At 72.0% G+C, this 17,067-nt stretch carries 16 protein-coding genes; 1 reads left to right on the top strand and 15 read right to left on the bottom strand.

All coding sequences use genetic code 11. The features are described from left to right. Nucleotides 1-261 precede the first annotated feature (261 nt). The 15 genes from AC13HU_RS02700 to AC13HU_RS02630 all read right to left on the bottom strand — a co-directional run bounded on the left by AC13HU_RS02700 (nucleotide 262) and on the right by AC13HU_RS02630 (nucleotide 16,346). Nucleotides 262-918 (bottom strand): hypothetical protein, encoded by a 657-nt coding sequence (locus AC13HU_RS02700; RefSeq protein WP_483040075.1) that lies wholly within the window; start codon nucleotides 916-918, stop codon nucleotides 262-264. Next, a complete protein-coding gene (locus AC13HU_RS02695) occupies nucleotides 915-1,853 on the bottom strand; it encodes a PH domain-containing protein (RefSeq protein ID WP_483040074.1) in 939 nt (312 codons plus the stop codon). Before AC13HU_RS02695 ends, AC13HU_RS02700 begins: the two co-directional genes overlap by 4 nt. A gap of 138 nt (nucleotides 1,854-1,991) precedes the next feature. Then, complete coding sequence (locus AC13HU_RS02690) at nucleotides 1,992-3,245, bottom strand: acyltransferase family protein (protein WP_483040073.1); 1,254 nt, start codon at nucleotides 3,243-3,245, stop codon at nucleotides 1,992-1,994. 288 nt (nucleotides 3,246-3,533) lie between these two features. Beyond that, nucleotides 3,534-6,353 (bottom strand): DEAD/DEAH box helicase, encoded by a 2,820-nt coding sequence (locus AC13HU_RS02685; RefSeq protein WP_483040072.1) that lies wholly within the window; start codon nucleotides 6,351-6,353, stop codon nucleotides 3,534-3,536. 172 nt (nucleotides 6,354-6,525) lie between these two features. Next, nucleotides 6,526-7,428 (bottom strand): diacylglycerol kinase, encoded by a 903-nt coding sequence (locus AC13HU_RS02680; RefSeq protein ID WP_483040071.1) that lies wholly within the window; start codon nucleotides 7,426-7,428, stop codon nucleotides 6,526-6,528. Nucleotides 7,429-7,776: 348 nt separating this feature from the next. Beyond that, nucleotides 7,777-8,712, bottom strand: a complete 936-nt coding sequence (gene tatC, locus AC13HU_RS02675) for a twin-arginine translocase subunit TatC (RefSeq protein WP_483040070.1) — start codon at nucleotides 8,710-8,712, stop codon at nucleotides 7,777-7,779. 112 nt (nucleotides 8,713-8,824) lie between these two features. Next, nucleotides 8,825-9,103, bottom strand: a complete 279-nt coding sequence (gene tatA / locus AC13HU_RS02670; protein WP_483040069.1) for a Sec-independent protein translocase subunit TatA — start codon at nucleotides 9,101-9,103, stop codon at nucleotides 8,825-8,827. 212 nt (nucleotides 9,104-9,315) lie between these two features. Continuing rightward, on the bottom strand, nucleotides 9,316-9,519 hold the full coding sequence (locus AC13HU_RS02665; RefSeq protein WP_483040068.1) for a hypothetical protein: 204 nt from the start codon (nucleotides 9,517-9,519) through the stop codon (nucleotides 9,316-9,318). A 60-nt stretch (nucleotides 9,520-9,579) separates the two neighbouring features. After that, nucleotides 9,580-9,804 (bottom strand): hypothetical protein, encoded by a 225-nt coding sequence (locus AC13HU_RS02660; RefSeq protein ID WP_483040087.1) that lies wholly within the window; start codon nucleotides 9,802-9,804, stop codon nucleotides 9,580-9,582. A gap of 82 nt (nucleotides 9,805-9,886) precedes the next feature. Then, nucleotides 9,887-10,843 (bottom strand): helix-turn-helix transcriptional regulator, encoded by a 957-nt coding sequence (locus tag AC13HU_RS02655; RefSeq protein ID WP_483040067.1) that lies wholly within the window; start codon nucleotides 10,841-10,843, stop codon nucleotides 9,887-9,889. Between the two features lie 143 nt (nucleotides 10,844-10,986). Beyond that, complete coding sequence (locus AC13HU_RS02650; protein ID WP_483040066.1) at nucleotides 10,987-11,928, bottom strand: helix-turn-helix transcriptional regulator; 942 nt, start codon at nucleotides 11,926-11,928, stop codon at nucleotides 10,987-10,989. Between the two features lie 178 nt (nucleotides 11,929-12,106). Then, the gene (locus AC13HU_RS02645) at nucleotides 12,107-12,478 is read right to left on the bottom strand and encodes an FKBP-type peptidyl-prolyl cis-trans isomerase (RefSeq protein WP_483040065.1); all 372 of its coding nucleotides are present in this window, start codon (nucleotides 12,476-12,478) and stop codon (nucleotides 12,107-12,109) included. 48 nt (nucleotides 12,479-12,526) lie between these two features. Then, nucleotides 12,527-13,543, bottom strand: a complete 1,017-nt coding sequence (locus AC13HU_RS02640) for an FKBP-type peptidyl-prolyl cis-trans isomerase (RefSeq protein WP_483040064.1) — start codon at nucleotides 13,541-13,543, stop codon at nucleotides 12,527-12,529. Between the two features lie 175 nt (nucleotides 13,544-13,718). After that, the gene (pafA, locus tag AC13HU_RS02635; RefSeq protein ID WP_483040063.1) at nucleotides 13,719-15,080 is read right to left on the bottom strand and encodes a Pup--protein ligase; all 1,362 of its coding nucleotides are present in this window, start codon (nucleotides 15,078-15,080) and stop codon (nucleotides 13,719-13,721) included. A gap of 9 nt (nucleotides 15,081-15,089) precedes the next feature. Then, nucleotides 15,090-16,346 carry an MFS transporter gene (locus tag AC13HU_RS02630; RefSeq protein WP_483040062.1) on the bottom strand — a complete coding sequence of 419 codons (1,257 nt, stop codon included), beginning with the start codon at nucleotides 16,344-16,346 and terminating at the stop codon, nucleotides 15,090-15,092. A gap of 51 nt (nucleotides 16,347-16,397) precedes the next feature. Here AC13HU_RS02630 and AC13HU_RS02625 point away from each other — a divergent pair. Next, on the top strand, nucleotides 16,398-17,067 hold a 670-nt coding region (locus tag AC13HU_RS02625), incomplete at its 3' end, for a LacI family DNA-binding transcriptional regulator (protein WP_483040061.1).

The following is a 17,067-nucleotide window of genomic DNA, read 5'->3' as shown; positions in this document are numbered from 1 at the left end:
CGCCTCCTCGCTCATCTCGCTCGTCGCCGTATATCCGTGTACGAACATATCGCGTCTGTCGCGGTCCGACAAGCGCGATGTATCGCGAGTTTGAGGCCCCTTCCCCCGGCAGCGCGTCGGGGCGCGCGAGGGCAGCACGTGGGCAGCGCGAGGCGCGGTCGGCGCAGGGCGGACCGCACGGGGAGGGGCCGCCCGTGAGGGGTCACACGGGGCCGAAGCGCGCCGGACAGGGCGCGGCGCCGGGTGCGGCTCCGGAACGCGCTACTCGTGGACGAAGGCCGACGAGGGCCGGAAGAGCCGTTCCCTGGTGAACCAGCCGAGCGCGCCGGCGGCGACGAAGAGCAGCGAGCCGGCCAGCATGCACCAGAAGCCGAAGTCGACGTGGACGGCGTACGCCATGTCCCGGCGACCGGGGTCGGGGCCGCCGATCGCGAAGACGGTGAGGTGGGTCGGGACGGCCGCGCGGCTGATCCCGAGCAGGGCGAGGGCGCCGAGACCGATCAGCCCGCCGGGGCCGGCGCCCTCGCCGGGGTCTCGGTCGGATTCGGGTTCGGGTTCGGATTCGGGTTCGGGTTCGGAAGCGCGTTCGGGAGCGGGAGCGGAGCCCGAAGGGGTGGTGGACGTGGAGCCGGATAGCGGGGCGGCCGGGCGGGAGCCGCCGCGCCGCCAGTCGGACAGCGCCGGGACCCGCCACCAGCCGCGCAGCGCCCCGAACCAGCGGCCGCCCTCAAGGAGCATGAACACCGGCCCGAGCAGGCCCAGCCAGTGCAGCGAGAACGCGCCGTACCCGTGGCCGCCGGTGCCGAGCGGTGCGGCGCTCGGCGGCGCCGTGCTGAACCAGTGGGTGACCAGCCCGAGGAAGCCCGCGACCCCGCCCGCCACGAAGCCCCAGGTCCACCACGGAAGGCGGCGGTTCACCAGGCGCCCGGGTCACGCTCGGGGGTGGCCGGGCCGGGTTCCGGGGCGGCGTCGGTGCGCGGCGCGGCCGCAGGGTCCGGTGCCTGCTCCTCCTCGACCGGCAGCGTCCCCGCCGTCACCGCCCAGTGCGCGGGCACCGACGCGCGCGCCGCGGCCAGGAACGCGGCCGCGTGCTCCGCCGCCGCCCGGCCCTCGAAGAAGAAGCTGACGAACTCCGGTTCGCGCAACGTGGTGTCCGCGCCGCCGTTCGCCTCGGCGAGCTCGGGCAACGTAACCGCCAGCAACGGCCGTTCCTCCGCGCGGACGCCCGCGCCGTGCCGTACGGCCACCGCGTGGGTGCCGCGCAGGTCCATCGCGACGGCCGCGGTCAGCGCCCGCGCACTGAACCGCGGGGTGCGGAACTCCCACGGCCGCAGCTCCGGAGCGGGGAAGCCGTGCTCCGCCAACTCCTTGAGCACCAGCCGCCGTCGGTGGTCCCCCTTGCTCTCACCGTCGTCGTCGAGACTCGCCAGCGCCATCAACACCGGCCCGCCGCAGTAGTCCTGGCGCTGCACCTGGGTCAGGAACCGGCCCAGCGGCGGCTCCTGCCCGCACAGCACCAGCCGCAGCTGGTACGTGGAAGGGGTGTTGGCGGTGGCCGACCCGCGCTCGGAGTAGACCAGGCCGGCGACATCCGCCCACGCGAACCGCCGGCGGCGCACCACCCGCTGGATCGTGACGCCCTGGTCGTCGAAGGTCAGCTTCACCAGGAAGCGCATCTGGAGCCAGTGGAACACCACCACCGACCCCAGCACCGCGAACGCCCACCAGCCCCGCACGTCCGAGTGCGTGGTGAACGCCACCACCGCGTACACGACGACGAAGTACCCGAGGTCGACGCCGAGCGCCCGCGAATGCTCCTCAAGAAGCGGACTGAGCCGCACCGTGGTGGCCATGCGCCCGAACCTACGCGAACCCAGCGGAGCCGCGGGCCCGATCCGCCCGAATCACCGCCCTCCGGCGGCGGTGCGGACCGGCCGGCCCGCAACCCGGGCGACCGGTGCGAAAGACGGGGCACCCGGAGCGCAAGCGCCCTACCGGGCCCGGCCCGGAGCGCCCACCGCCGCCGGCAGGGCCTTCTCCGGCGTGCGCAGCGCTCCCCCGCCCCGCCCGGTCGGCCTGCCGCGGCCGCGCTGCTTGAGGCGTCGGCACGGTTCCTCCACGAGGAAGTAGGACGCCAGCGCCATGATGACGGTGGCCAGCAGCGTGGAGGGGAAGAGCATCCGCTGGACCCCGAGGTCGCTCAGCAGGTGCATCAGCGGGTAGTGCCACAGGTAGAGCCCGTAGCTGAGGTTGCGGCCGATCCAGGCGAGCGGGGCCAGGGAGAGCACCCTGGTCAGCGGCGAGCCCGGCAGGAGTTCCAGCGAGGTCAGCAGCACCACCGCGAGCAGCGCGGTGACGAGGAAGCCGACGGTGTACTCCGGCGCGGTCCACGCGCTGTCCCCGGTGACCTGCAACTGCCAGGCCATCAGGCCCAGCAGCGCGAACGCGGGCACCCACAGCCGCGCCGACCAGGTCCGCATCGTCTCCCGCCAGGGGTCGTCCGGGGCGAGCCGGGCGAGCACGATCGCCAGTACCGCACCGGCCAGCAGTTGGTCGGCGCGGGTGTCGGGCCCGTTGTAGATGCGGTGCGCGGCCTCGGCGTTCCACAGGTGGAAGCGCCACAGTACGGGCAGCAGCGTGAGCACCACCGCGGCGATCAGCACCGTACGGGCCTTGAGCCGGCGCAGCAGCAGGAGCAGCACCGGCGGCCACAGCAGGTAGAACTGCTCCTCGACGCCGAGTGACCAGGTGTGCCCGAGCGGGGCGGTCACCCCGGTGTACGCACCGGACTGGGCCGCGCGGACCAGGTTGACCAGGGAGAAGGCGGCCAGCAGGGCCGCCGGGACGCCGCGTTGGAAGGACTGCACCGGCGCGAAGCTCAGCAGCGCGGTCAGGGCGCAGACCACCAGGAGTGCGGGCACCAGCCGCAGCCAGCGGCGCCGGTAGAACTGCCGCAGCCCGATGTCGCCGGTTCTGGCGAACTCCGCGATGAGCAGCCGGGTGATCACGAAACCGCTGATGGTGTAGAAGACGTCCACACCGATGGAGCCGCCGGGCAGCGTGTCCGGGTGGAAGTGGTAGACGATGACGAGCATCACGGCCACGGTGCGCAGCCCGTCGATGCCGTCGACCCGCTTGCCGGGTACCCGGACCGCCGAGGGAAAGGGCTCGGCCTCCGGTGCTTTCTGTGCCGCCTCTCGTCGGCTGCTGTCCTGGCGCGTGCTGGTGGGGGGTTGACTGCTCACGCAGGTACCGCTTCCCTGCTATCGCTGTTTGATGGCAAATACATTCGCCTCAGCCAAGCAGCGTTCTGGTAAACACCCCATAAAACGGAACCGGGTTCTCACACGTTCCTCATAGCTCAGCGCCGGTGGAACGCGCCGAGCAGCAGGCCGCGGCGCCGGGCCGTAAAGTCGCCGGACGGCCAAGTCGCGGCGGACCGCCGGGGAGATGGCGGGGAGATGCCGGACGGCCGCGGCGGACCGGCCCGGATCGGGCGGCCCGCCGCGGCCGTCAATGCGGCGTGGTGAAGTTCACCCGACCGAGGAGTACGCCACCACGCCCCGCAGCAGCCCGTCGACCGCCTTGTGCGCGTTGCGCCGCACCGGGCTGCCCTCGGGCGCCGCGTTGCTGATCTGCCCGAGCACGTCGATGAGCTGCTTGCACCAGCGCACGAAGTCCCCCGCGGGCATGTCGGCGTCGGAGAGCACCGTGTCCAGGCCGTGGCCGGACGCCCAGCGGTAGGCCGGCCAGGCGAAGCCGAGGTCGGGCTCGCGCTGGCCGACGCCCTCGGTCTGGTTGATCCGGTGGTCCTCCTCCAACGCGTCGAGCCGGCCCCAGATCCGCACCATCTCGCCGAGTGCCGCCTTCGCGTTCCCGGTCGGCAGCTTCGGCATCACCGCGTCGTCGGGCTGCCGGGATTCGTAGACCAACGCCGAGGCGCACGCGGCGAGTTCGGCCGGGCCGAGCCCGTCCCACACGCCGTCCCGCAGGCATTCGCTGGCCAGCAGGTCGAGTTCGCCGTAGAGCCGGGCCAGCCGGCGCCCCTCGGGGGTGACGGTGTCGCCGTCGAGGTAGTCCAACTCGTCGAGTACCGCGCACACCCGGTCGAAGGTGCGCGCGATGGTGTTGGTGCGGCCCTCGATCCGCCGCTCCAACTGCTGGGTGTCGCGGCGCAGCCGGTGGTACCGCTCGGCCCACCGGGCGTGGTCCTCGCGGTCGGCGCAGCCGTGACAGGGGTGCGCGCGGATCTCGGTGCGCAGCCGGGCGATCTCGGTGTCATCGGCCGCCGCCGAGCGCTGCTTGCGGTGCCGGGCGGGCGCGGCCCAGCCGGCGGTGCCCGCCTTGGTGCGCATCGCCGAGGCGAGGTCGCGCCTGGACTGCGGGCTGCGCGGGTTGAACGACTTGGGGATGCGCATCCGGTCCAGTGCCTCGACGGGCACCGGGAAGTCCATCTGCGCCAGCCGTTTGACCTGGCGTTCGGCGGTGAGCACCAGCGGGCGCGGCCCGTCGTGGTACTCCTCGCCGCGCCGGGGGCCGGCGGCCCGCCCGGCGGGCACCCCCGGCTCCAGCACCAGCGCGAGGCCGGCGTACTTCCCGGCCGGTACATGGATGATGTCGCCGGGCTTCAGCTTCTCCAGCGCGTCCGAGGCGGCCGCCCGGCGCTGCGCGGCGCCATGCCGGGACAGTTCGGCCTCGCGCTCCTTCAGGTCGCGACGCAGCCGCATGTAGGCGTCGAAGTCGCCGAGGTGACAGGTCATCGACTCCTGGTAGCCGTCGAGTCCTTCCTCGTTGCGCTGCACCTGCCGGGAGATGCCGACCACCGAACGGTCCGCCTGGAACTGTGCGAACGACGTCTCCAGCAGCTCCCGGGAGCGGTGCCGCCCGAACTGCCCGACCAGGTTGACCGCCATGTTGTACGACGGCTTGAAGGACGAGCGCAGCGGGTAGGTGCGGGTGCCGGCCAGGCCGGCGACGGCGGTCGGGTCGAAGCCACGCTGCCACAGCACCACCGCGTGGCCCTCGACATCGATGCCGCGCCGCCCGGCGCGGCCGGTGAGCTGGGTGTACTCGCCGGGGGTGATGTCGGCGTGGGTCTCGCCGTTCCACTTCACCAGCTTCTCCAGCACCACCGAGCGGGCCGGCATGTTGATGCCGAGCGCCAGTGTCTCGGTGGCGAACACCGCCTTGACCAGGCCCTTGACGAACAGCTCCTCGACCACCTCCTTGAAGGTGGGCAGCATGCCGGCGTGGTGGGCGGCGATGCCGCGCTCCAGGCCCTCCAGCCACTCGAAGTAGCCCAGGACGTGCAGGTCCTCGTCGGGGATGGCGCGGGTGCGCTCCTCGACGATGGCCCGGACCCGGGCCCTGCCCTCGTCGTTGTTCAACCGCAGGCCCGCGTACAGGCACTGCTGGACGGCGGCCTCGCAGCCGGCCCGGCTGAAGATGAAAGTGATCGCGGGCAGCAAACCCTCGTTGTCGAGCCGGTCGATCACCTCGGCGCGGCTGGGCGTCCAGATCCGGCTGCGGGAGCGCCGCTCGCGCTCCCGGTCGGCCTCCCGGCCCCGCTTGCCACGCGGGTAGCCGCGCTGGTTCTCCATCCGGGCCAGGCGTTCGAGGTCGGTGTTGACCTCGCGGCGCCCGGCGGGGTCGGCGGGCCCGGACTTCTCCTCGAACAGGTCGTACATCCGCCGCCCGGCCAGGACGTGCTGCCACAGCGGCACCGGCCGGTGCTCGGAGACGATCACCTTGGTGTCGCCGCGCACGGTGTCCAGCCAGTCGCCGAACTCCTCGGCGTTGGAGACGGTCGCGGACAGCGACACCAGCGTCACGGACTGCGGCAGGTGGATGATCACCTCTTCCCACACGGCGCCGCGGAAGCGGTCGGAGAGGTAGTGCACCTCGTCCATCACCACGTAGCCGAGGCCGTCGAGCGCGGCGGAGCCCGCGTAGAGCATGTTGCGCAGGACTTCGGTGGTCATAACGATCACGGGTGCGTCGCCGTTGACGCTGTTGTCACCGGTGAGCAGGCCGACCTTCTCGGCGCCGTAGCGTTTCGCCAGGTCGTTGTACTTCTGGTTGGACAGGGCCTTGATGGGCGTGGTGTAGAAGCATTTGCGGCCCTCGGCCAGGGCCAGGTGGACGGCGAACTCGCCGACGATGGTCTTTCCCGAGCCGGTGGGTGCGGCGACCAGAACGCCGCTGCCGCCCTCCAGGGCCTGGCAGGCGTCTATCTGGAACGGGTCGAGCCCGAACTCGTACAGCTCGCGGAACTGCGCGAGCGCGGTGGCGTTCTCTTCGGCGCGGCGACGGCTTGCGGCGTAGCGCTCGGCTGGCGGCATCTCTTCGGTCATCTCCCGCACGAGCCTACCCGGGGCCACCGACACCGTGCCTGACCTTTACGACCTGGTGCTCGATAGGCGGCAGGCTCACCGCCTGTCGAGCACCAGGTCGTTACCGCCGGCTACCCACCCAGGTACGGTCCCTGGCACGCTCCGGCCCGCCCTCGACCGGCCGGCGCCCCGCTCAGACCAGCAGGTGCAGCGCGCCCGGCACGGTCCGCGCGCTCAGCGGGAGCGGCCCGATCGGCTCCCCGTCGGCGTATCCGGTGACGCCGACCGCGGCCAGCCGGACCCGCGCGGCACGGTGCACCGTGACCACCGGGTGGCTGGGGTGGGTGCCGCGGTAGACCCGCGGGAAGACCCGCAGCAGCGTGGTGCGGCTGCACGGGCCGACCACGCACACGTCGAAGAGCCCGTCGTCCATCTGCGCGTCGGCGCAGATCCGCATGCCGCCGCCGTAGGAGGACCCGTTGCCGACCGCGATCAGGGTCGCCTCCAGCTCCCGCTCGTCGGTGTCGTCGAAGGCCACGGTGTAGCGGATCGGGCGCAACGCGGCCAGTTCGGCGAGCATCGCCACGTCGTACCGGAAACGGCCGCCCGGGAAGCGCATCCGGTTGCCGCGGTCGTTGACCCGCGAGTCGAAGCCGGAGGCGAGCACCGTGCCGAACCAGCGGTGCCCGCCCGGCCCGCCGTCGACCTGCCCGAGGTCCAGCGACCGGGTACGGCCCTCGGTGAGCGCCCGGGCGGCGACCGTGCCCGCGGCGGCCGGGTCGCGGATCGGCAGGCCGTTGACCCGCGCGAAGTCGTTGCCGGTGCCGACCGCCACCACGCCCAGCGGGGTGCCGGTGCCGGCCACCGCCTGCAACGCCAGCGAGACCAGGCCGTCGCCGCCGACCGCCACCAGCGCCCGGGTGCCGCCGGCGACCGCGGCCCGCGCCCGGGCGAGCGCGTCGTCCGCGTCGGGGCCGACGACCGTGCGGACGTCGACGCCGGCCGCCCGCAGGGCGCCTGCCGCGGGCTCAGCCGCGCGGGCGCCCCGCCCGCGGCCGGCGGACGGGTTGACGAAAAGGGTGATCTCGCTGGTCACCGGCGTGACGATATCGGGGTGCGGGCACCCCACGGAAGATCCAGCGCTCCGCGGTTTCGCCGCGCCTGTGGGGTGCCCTTGCGGCCCGGGGTTCCCCAGTGCCCCTCACGGTGCCGGCCCGTCCGCGAGTATGCCGCGACTGATCGCGCAGTTCCCCGCGCCCCTGTTCGGGTTACCCGCCGCTGTCAAGTGCAGGCTCCCTCTGCCCGGGCCCATGGCTGTGCGCTGCGGAGCAGCCGCACATACGCAGGGGCGCGGGGAACTGCGCGACCGGCCCACCACCGGGGGCACCCGGGAGCAGACCGGCGCCGCCACGGCGGGGAGCCGTACCTGCGGGAAAAGCTCCGCTCAGGTCGCGTCGTCGTAGTCGTCGTCGGCGGCCCGGCGCTCGGCGTCCGCGTCGAAGGACTGCGCGTCGATCTGCTCGGGCACGTAATCGAGGCCGGACGCCTCGTCCGGGTCGAGCCCGAAGTCGGGGTCGGCCGCGCGGCGTCGCTCACGGCGCCGGTCGTTGAAGAAGCAGACACCCATCGCGAGGAAGTACAGCAGGACGATCGGCGCGGCCAGCAGCGTCATGGTCAACGGGTCACCGGTCGGCGTGGCGACCGCGGCGAAGACGGTGATGCCGATGACCATGCCCCGCCACCACCCCAGCATCCGGCGCCCGGTCACGATGCCGGTGAAGTTCAGCAGCACCAGCACGAGCGGCAGCTCGAAGGCGAGGCCGAAGACGACGATCAGCCGGACCACGAGGTCGATGAACTCGTCGAGCTTCAGCAGGTTGGACGTGTCCTTCGGCACGAAGCCGATCATGATCTTGGCGGTCTGCGGCAGGATCGCGTAGGCCAGTACGGCGCCGGCGAGGAAGAGCGGGACGCCTGTGGCGACGAACCCGATGGTGTAGCGCTTCTCGTTCTTGTGCAGGCCGGGAGCGAGGAACGCCCACAACTGGTAGAGCCAGATCGGTGAGGAGACGACCACGCCCGCCATCAGCGAGACCTTCAGCGCGATCGAGAAACCGCCCAGCAGGCCGTCGACGGTCATCACCGCGCAGGGCTGGCCGTTCTTCTGTACCAGTTCGCCGTGGGCGCAGCCCACCGTCTTCAGGATCGGGTGCTCGAACAACGAGACGATGTGCCGGTAGAAGAACGCCGCCACGATGGTGACGACAAGAATGGCGAGCACCGACTTGAACAGCCTGTTGCGCAGCTCGCGTAGATGGTCCGCGAGAGGCATCCGGCCCTCGGGGTCCTTACTACTCTCCTTGCGGGCAGTCTTGAGCACCCACGTCCTCGTCTCGTGCGGCAGCCGTCACCGGCGCGACCGGTCCCGGCTTGGTCCTTCACCTGTCGCCGGCCGCCGCAGGGGACGGCCGGGCGCGGTAATCGGTCTCGGATCAGCTCTGGCTGGTGGTGCGCTCCGGCTCGCTCACCGGGCGCGCGCTGGCGGTGTCGCCCGGGGCGGACTGGATGGTACGGGTGGCGGTCTGCGGCTTGGCGGGCTCCTCGGCCGAGGACGACGCGTGGTCGTTCTTCATCGCCTTGGCCTCGCTCTTGAGGATGCGGGCGGACTTGCCGACCGAACGCGCCAGGTCCGGAAGCTTCTTCGCACCGAACAGGACGACGATGACGGCGACGATGAGGAGGATTTCCAGGGGCTTGAGGTTGCCGAGCATAAAAGGTCTACCTTCTCACCTTGACGGCGTGGTCCGTGCGTCCGCGGTGCGGAGCCGGGCGGGTGCCCGAAGCCGTACCGCGCAGTGATCGTAGCGCGCGGCGGTGAACAGCGGAGAGAGCACCGTCGTCCATCCGGCTGCGGCCCGAGCCGCGCGTCGTTCGCGGGCCGCCCGGGTCAGAGTACCCTCACCTGCCGGAATCGTGGCAGGGCTCAGGGCCGCGAGATCTCCCCGGTCCGTTCGGCCAACGGCCTGGCGGCCCGCCGCAGCCGCTCGCTCGCCGCGGTCAGCGCCTCGGTGCTGGCGGCGACCTGATGGGCGAGCGCCTGTACGGCCGTGAAGACGCGCACCGCCAGCACCCCCAGCACCAGGAGTCCCGCGGTCGACAGGCCGACGTAGAGAAAGAGCCACCACATGGGCCGCGAGCCTATCGGTGGATCCGCCCGGCCGGTGCCGCGACCGCCCCGGGCGGGGCCTCAGCGGCCGGTCAGCCGCATCGTGGGGACCCCGCCGCCGGTGAGCAGCTCGATGATCCGCTCCCCCGCGGTCTTACGGACCGCCTCGCCGCACTCGGGGCAGGTGAAGGAGTAGAAGGTGGTGCGGGACGAGGCGCCGATGGCCAACCGTATTTCCGCGGCGTCCAGTTCGAAGCTGCTGCGGCAGTGCGTGCAGTTCGCCCGGAACAGCACCGCGGGCAGCACCGGCCCGGACGGCGACTGCGGGCCGCTTCCCGGCGGGCAGACCGGCGAGTAGACCGCCGGGGCCGTACCGCCGCTCGATCCCTCACTCACCGTAGGCGGCCAGGGCCCGCACCGCCGCGTCGCGGGCGCCGTCGGCGAGGTCGGACGGGGAGACGATCCGGCCGTCCCGGCCCAGCCGCAGCGCCAGCCGCCGCAGCGAACCGGGGTCGGGCGTGCGCAGGGTGATCCGCAGACCGCCGTCGGGCAGTTCCTCGGCGCTGTCGTGCGGGTAGTACTCGGCGACCCAGCGGCCGCCGGGCCCCACCTCGACCACCACCTCGGGATCGTCGCCGGCCGGCTGCACCAGCCCCTGCGACAGGTCGCGCGGCTCCATCCGCGGCGGGTCCGACGGCTCGTCGAGCAGCCGGATCTCGGCGACCCGGTCCAGCCGGAAGGTGCGGCGGTCCTCCGACAGCCGGCACCACCCCTCCACATACGTGTGGCCGACCGCGAACAGCCGGATCGGGTCCACCTCGCGGTCGGTGAGGGTGTCACGGGCCGGCGAGTAGTAGCGCATCCACAGCCGGCGGCGCTCGGTCAGCGCGCGGTCCACGGTGGCGAAGACGCTGCCCTCCGACTCGAACGTCACGGACAGCCGCCCGCTCGCCCCGGCAGCCTCACCGGCCGCCGTCTCCAGCTTCGCGGCGGCCCGTTGAAGCGCCTGCCGGTCGCCCTCGCGCAGCCCCGGCAGGTTCGCCACCGCCCGGGCGGCCACCAGCAGCGCGGTCGCCTCGTCGGCGGCCAGCCGCAGCGGCTGCGCCACGTCGTCCGCGGTGCCGGGGTTGTGCCACCAGATCCGCTCGCCGTCGGTGTCGATGTCCAGCAGGTCGCCGCCCCTGAAGCTGGTGCCGCACAGCGGCAGCACGTTCAGGTCGCCGATCAGCTCGGCCTCGCTCACCCCGAAGGCCCGCGCCACCTCGCTCACCCGCGCCCCGGGCCGCTCGCGCAGATACGTCACCAGGGACAGCATCCTGCGGGTCTGGTCAATCGCGTTGCTCATCGGTCGCTCCCCCACTGGCTCACAGGTCGCTCAGGCCGTGTCTGACAAATAGCGCTGTCCCGCCCGGAGCGCGGGGCCCTGCGGTGTCCGGTACTCCCCGACTGCCTTCGGCGTGCGGGAAGGAGTTGTCGACGAACACGGCACTAGCCCTTCGCCACCGCGCGCAGCCGGTCCACCAGGTCCGCGCGCAGCTCGTCGGGGGCCACCACGACCATGTCCGGGCCGAACTCGGCGAGCCAGGCGTCCAGGCCGTGCCCGTACGGGACTTCCAGCTCGTCCCAGTCCGCGTCGACCGGGGTGGTGGCGACCGCGCGGGCGCGCAGCGGGTAGCCGCTGTCGCGGCGCAGCCTGATCCGCGCGGTGGCGGCGGTGGCGCCCTCGCCGGCCCAACGGGCCACGGTCTCACGGACGTCGATGTGGTCGGGCACCTCGGCGGTGAACGCCCCGCGCGCCTTGACCCGGCCGGAGATCCGCGACAGCCGGAAGACCCGGACGTCGCCGCGATCGCGGTCGTGGCCGGCCAGGTACCAGTGGCCGCGCCAGCATTCCAGCGCCCACGGCTCGACCAGCCGCGGCTCGGGCCGCACCGCGTTCGCCTTGCGGTAGTCGAAGGCGACCGCCTTACGTTCGCGGGTGGCGACCATCAGCGCCTCGAAGGCCGGCTCAGGGGCCGGAATCCGCGGCTCCAGCGCGCTGGTGGCGTCCTCGTACGGCACACCGGCCGCGCGCAGCTTCTGCAACGCCCCGCTGGCGGCCTCGGCGAGCCGCGCCTGCTGCCAGACCTTCGCGGCCAGCGCCAGCGCGGCGGCCTCCTCGGGGTCCAGGGCAATGTCCGGCAGCCGGTTGCGGTCGCTGCGGGCGAGATACCCGAAGTCCCCGTCGATGCTCTCCACGGTGTCGATGACCAGGCCGAGTTCCCGCAGGTCGTCCTTGTCGCGCTCGAACATCCGGTTGAACGACTCGTCCGAGGTGACCTCGTGATACGCCTCGATCGACGCGCGCAGCTCCCGCTTGCTGACCGGGCGCCGGGTGTTCATCAGGCACAGCGCAAGGTTCATCAACCGCTCAGCCTTGGCAATCGCCATCCGTAAGTCCTCCGTTTGCGCCCTCGCCCGCTGACCGTACCGCTCCCGGGCCTCGACCCAAAACCGCGGCCCCCGCCGTGTGGGCGGGGGCCGGGTCCACTGGCAGCGCCCGGATTCGCACGTCAACGAACCCGGGGCACCCCGGTGAGCGGGCTCGCCCGGAGGCGAGCGAACACCATCAGACCGCGACCAGGTCGCAGACGAAGATCAGGGTCTCGCCCGGGCGGATCGAGGCGCCGGCGCCGCGGTCGCCGTAGGCGAGGTGCGCGGGGATGGTCAGCTGGCGGCGGCCGCCGACCTTCATGCCCTGCACGCCCTGGTCCCAGCCGGCGATGACCTGGCCGACACCGAGCTGGAACTGAAGCGGCGTACCGCGGTTCCAGCTGGCGTCGAACTCCTCGCCGGTGGAGAACGCCACGCCGACGTAGTGGACGGAGACGGTGTCGCCGGCCTTCGCGACCGGGCCGTCGCCCTCCCAGATGTCCTTGACGTCCAGGTTGGCCGGCGGCTCGCCGCCCGGGAAGTCGATCTCGGGCTTCTCGATGCTCACTGCGATGCTCCTTGTGCTGTTGCGGGCAACCTGGACAGTCTTGCAGACCTACAGGATCGCCAGCACGTCGAGCGTGAACACCAGCGTCGCGTTCTTCGGAATGCCGCTGCCCGACGGCGGGTTGGCACCGTAGCCCAGCGGCCCCGGCGTCACCAGCAGCACCCGGCTGCCGGCCTTCTTGCCGACCAGGCCCTGCTGCCAGCCCTGGATGAGCTGGCTGAGCTCGAACGCCGCCAGCTCGCCGCGGCTGTAGCTGGAATCGAACTCCTTGCCGGTGCTCCACACCTTGCCCTGGTACTGCGCCAGCACCGAGTCGGTGGACTTGATCACCGGGCCGTCGCCTTCGAGGATGTACTCGGAGACGAGCTTGGTGGGAGCCTTGGCGCCCTTCGGGATGGTCAGCGACGGCATCTTGCCGTCGGTGTTGGTGCCGGACTTCGGCAGGTCCGGGTTGGTCTGCGGCACCACCTTCCCGGTCGACGAGCTCTTCCCGTTGAAACGGTTGAGCACGTCGATGACGAACACCAGCGTGTCGGTGCCCTTGATGCCGGCCTGCGAGTTGCCGCTGCTGCCGTAGCCCAGCGACGGCGGGATCGCCATCTCCACCCGGCTCTTCACCTGCTGGCCGACCAGGCCCTGGTCCCAGCCGGGGATGAGCTTGCCCTGGCCGATCACGTTCGTGTACGGGCTCTTGCCGAAGGAGGTGTCGAAGACCTTCGCGGTGCTCCAGATCTGGCCCAGGTAGTTGACCTGGACGTAGTCGCCGCTGACGATCTTCGGCCCGTCGCCCTTGATCACCGTCTTGACGGCGAGCTCGGTGGAGGGGGTGCCGGTGCCCTTGGCGACGGTCGGCTTCTGGTTGAAACCGGTGCCCGCGGTGATCGTCGGCACCGGGCCGGACACGATCTTCGCCTTCGGGGTCGCCGAGGCGGTCGGCGACGCCGGCGGTGTCGTCGAGGGAGGCGTCGAACTGGGCTTCGCCGACCCGCTCTTGCTCTCCTCGCCGCAGCCGGCGGCGGTGAGCATGAGCGCGGGGACGGCAAGCAGTACTGAGCGTCGGCGCACGGAGTTCCTCGTTACTGTCGTCGGGGTGGGGGCGTGCTGCGGTTCGTGGGGGAAACACGAGTACAGCCCCACACCCTACGGCGTGCGACAGGCCCCGTACGAGATTCGCACGGGGCCTGTGTGGATGCTGTGGTGGGTACACCCGGTCACTCACACCGAGTCACCTCACGCCGGGTCACATCCCGGCGATCAGCTTCTCCACCCGGTCGTCCACCGACCGGAACGGGTCCTTGCACAGCACGGTGCGCTGCGCCTGGTCGTTCAACTTCAGGTGCACCCAGTCGACGGTGAAGTCGCGCCGCTGTTCCTGGGCGCGGCGGATGAAGTCGCCACGCAGCCGGGCCCGGGTGGTCTGTGGCGGCACCGACTTGGCCTCGAAGATCTTCAGGTCGCTGCAGATCCGTTTGGCCTGGCCCTTCCGCTCCAGCAGGTAGTACAACCCGCGGCGGCGGTGGATGTCGTGGTACGCGAGGTCTATCTGCGCGACCCGCGGGTGGGACATGGTGAGGTTGTCGCGGTTCCGGTACCGCTCGATGAGCTGATACTTCATCACCCAGTCGATCTCGGTGCCGATCTTCGACAGGTCGCCACTGCCGATCGACTCAAGGGCGCGGCCCCACAGCTCCAGGACCTGGTCGATGACGCCGCTGCGGATGCCGCGGCGCTCGCAGAACTCGACGGCCTTGGAGTAGTACTCCTCCTGGATGTCGAGTGCGGACGCCTCGCGGCCGGACGCGAGCCGGACCTTGCGGCGGCCGGTGATGTCGTGACTGACCTCGCGGATGGCCCGGATCGGGTTCTCCAGCGTCAGATCGCGCATCACGGTGCCGGCCTCGATCATCCGCAGCACCAGGTCGGTGGCACCGACCTTGAGCAGCATCGTGGTCTCCGACATGTTGGAGTCGCCGACGATGACGTGCAGCCTGCGATACCGCTCGGCGTCGGCGTGCGGCTCGTCGCGGGTGTTGATGATCGGACGGGACCGGGTGGTCGCCGAGCTGACGCCCTCCCAGATGTGCTCGGCGCGCTGGCTCACGCAGAAGACCGCACCGCGCGGGGTCTGCAGCACCTTGCCCGCGCCGCACAGCAGTTGTCGGGTGACGAGGAACGGAATGAGGATGTCTGCCAGCCGGGAGAATTCGCCGTGCCGGGCGACCAGGTAATTCTCGTGGCAGCCGTAGGAGTTGCCGGCCGAGTCGGTGTTGTTCTTGAACAGGTAGACATCACCCGCGATGCCCTCCTCGTGCAGGCGCCGCTCGGCGTCCACCAGAAGGCCCTCGAGGATGCGTTCACCGGCTTTGTCGTGCGTGACGAGTTCGGTGACGTTGTCACACTCGGGAGTGGCGTACTCCGGGTGCGAGCCGACGTCGAGATAGAGGCGGGCCCCATTGCGGAGGAAAACATTGCTGCTGCGGCCCCATGACACGACACGGCGGAAGAGGTACCGCGCCACCTCGTCAGGGGACAGACGCCGCTGTCCCCTGAACGTGCATGTGACGCCGTACTCGTTCTCCAGCCCGAAAATGCGGCGGTCCATGTCTGAACATTACGCCTGATCCGACGTGCTGAAACGGGGATCGGGGCCACGGTTTGGATCTTTTTCCGCAACCCCCCGATCGGTTTCGACCTCCCGCACCGTCAGGATTCGCCCGGTCGACAGCAGTACGCCCAGCGCCACGGCACCGCACGCCGCGCAAACCCCGAATCCCGCGGAAGTTCCGACGTGTTGCGCGGCCACCCCGGCGACCGCCGTACCGAGCGCCGCGCCGACCCCCATCGCGGTCACCACCCAGGAGAACGCCTCCGTCACGGTGCCCGGCGGGGCATGTCGGTCGACCACCAGGAAGCCGCACGCGAGGGTGGGCGCCAGGAAGAGCCCGGCCAGTGCGGCGAGCGGCAGCATCCAGCCCAGCGCGGGGACGAGCAGCAGCGGCGGGTAGCAGGCCGCCAGGCCCACCGCGAGCAGCCGCAGCCGCCGCTCGGGGGCGCCGGCGAACGTGCGGCCGCCGTAGACGAGCCCGCCGACCAGCGCGCCGGCCCCGTTGGCAGCCAGCAGATAGGCCGCGGCGGCCCCGCCGCCGTGCGCGTCCCCATAGGCGACCGAGGCCAACGAGAAGGCGCCCAACGCGATGCCGATGAAGAAGCAGGAGCCCAGCAGCGCCAGTAGGCCGGGCGAGCGCAACGCGCCCAGCCAGTGCAGCTCGCGGACCTGGGCGCGCCACTGCCGGGACGGCCCGGAGGTGACGACGATCAGGGTGCCCGCCACGCCGAGCAGCCCGGTGAGCACCACCGCGGCGGCCTGCGAGGCGACCGCGACCGCTGCGGTGACCAGCAGCGGGCCGAGCGTGAACAGCACCTCCTGGGCCGCCGCGTCGAGCGCGTACGCCTTCTGAACCTGCTCCTCGCGGTCCAGCACCAGCGTCCACAGCGCCCGCAGACCGCCCTCCAGCGGCGGCGTGGCGACCCCGGCGAGCAGCACCGCGGCGATCGCCACGGGCAGCGGGCGCAGGCCGTTGACGGCCAGCAGCCCGAAGCCGACCGCGGCCAGGAGTGCCGCCGACGCCATCACCCGCGGTTGCCCCCTGCGGTCCACCGCCCGTCCGAGCAGCGGCTGTCCGACGGCGACCGCGAGCCCGTAGAGCGCGGACAGGGTGCCGGCCAGGCCGTATCCCGCGCCGTGCGCGCGCAGGAACAGCACGATCGCCAGCCCGGCCATCGCGTTGGGCAGCCGCCCCAGCAGGGTCCCGCCGAGCAGCCGTGCGGCGTGCCGGGTCCGCAGCAGGTCGGCGTAGCCGCTCGCCATTGTCTCTCCCCCACTCAAGTGTTACGTATAACTTCCGGCGTCATACGTACCATGACGGCAGCTCACGGGTCCAGGCCGTGGGACCGGTTTCGGAAGGCGGCGGGCGGCGTGGCCGGGAGCGATCGACCCACATCACGGGACGTGGCGCGGGTGGCCGGCGTGTCGCAGGCGACGGTGTCACTGGTGCTCGGCGGGAAGTGGCGCGGGCGGGTCTCGGAGCGCACCGCGCTGAAGGTCCGCGCGGCGGCCGGCGAACTGGGCTACCGGCCCAACCTGGCCGCGCGCAGCCTGCGGCTCGGCCGGACCAGGACCGCGCTGCTGGTGGTGCCCGCCCTCACCCACGAGTACTTCGCCCGGGTCTACGCCGGCGCGGCCCGGGTGGCCGACGAGCACGGCTTCGGGGTGGTGCTCTACCCGTCACCCGAGGGGGTCGGCCCGGCCCGCGACCCGTTCGGCTCCGCGCGGGCCGCGATCGACGGGGTGATCGCCTCGTCCATGGCCGCGGACGCGCTCGCCGGGATCGCCGACGGCGGGCTGCCCCTGGTGATGCTGGACAGCGGGCCCGGCGCGGCGGGCGGCCCGCCGACCGTGGATCTCGCCGTCGCGGACGGCATCCGCCAGGTCGTACGGCACCTGGTCGGCCTCGGTCACCGCCGGATCACCCATCTCGCCGCCGAGGTGGACACCTGGACCTTCCGGGTCCGCGCGCAGACCGTCCGCG

This window comes from Streptomyces sp. NH27 (assembly GCF_056859195.1).
Note: the sequence above shows the minus strand (reverse complement) of the source record. Positions and strands in the feature narration are given on the sequence as shown.

Bases quoted from the DNA above. Each gene is read 5' to 3' on its own strand.
- AC13HU_RS02695 (WP_483040074.1), bottom strand. From the start codon at position 1,853: ATGGCCACCACGGTGCGGCTCAGTCCGCTTCTTGAGGAGCATTCGCGG.
- AC13HU_RS02685 (WP_483040072.1), bottom strand. From the start codon at position 6,353: ATGACCGAAGAGATGCCGCCAGCCGAGCGCTACGCCGCAAGCCGTCGC.
- tatA (WP_483040069.1), bottom strand. From the start codon at position 9,103: ATGCTCGGCAACCTCAAGCCCCTGGAAATCCTCCTCATCGTCGCCGTC.
- AC13HU_RS02665 (WP_483040068.1), bottom strand. From the start codon at position 9,519: ATGTGGTGGCTCTTTCTCTACGTCGGCCTGTCGACCGCGGGACTCCTG.
- AC13HU_RS02655 (WP_483040067.1), bottom strand. From the start codon at position 10,843: ATGAGCAACGCGATTGACCAGACCCGCAGGATGCTGTCCCTGGTGACG.
- AC13HU_RS02650 (WP_483040066.1), bottom strand. From the start codon at position 11,928: ATGGCGATTGCCAAGGCTGAGCGGTTGATGAACCTTGCGCTGTGCCTG.
- pafA (WP_483040063.1), bottom strand. From the start codon at position 15,080: ATGGACCGCCGCATTTTCGGGCTGGAGAACGAGTACGGCGTCACATGC.
- AC13HU_RS02630 (WP_483040062.1), bottom strand. From the start codon at position 16,346: ATGGCGAGCGGCTACGCCGACCTGCTGCGGACCCGGCACGCCGCACGG.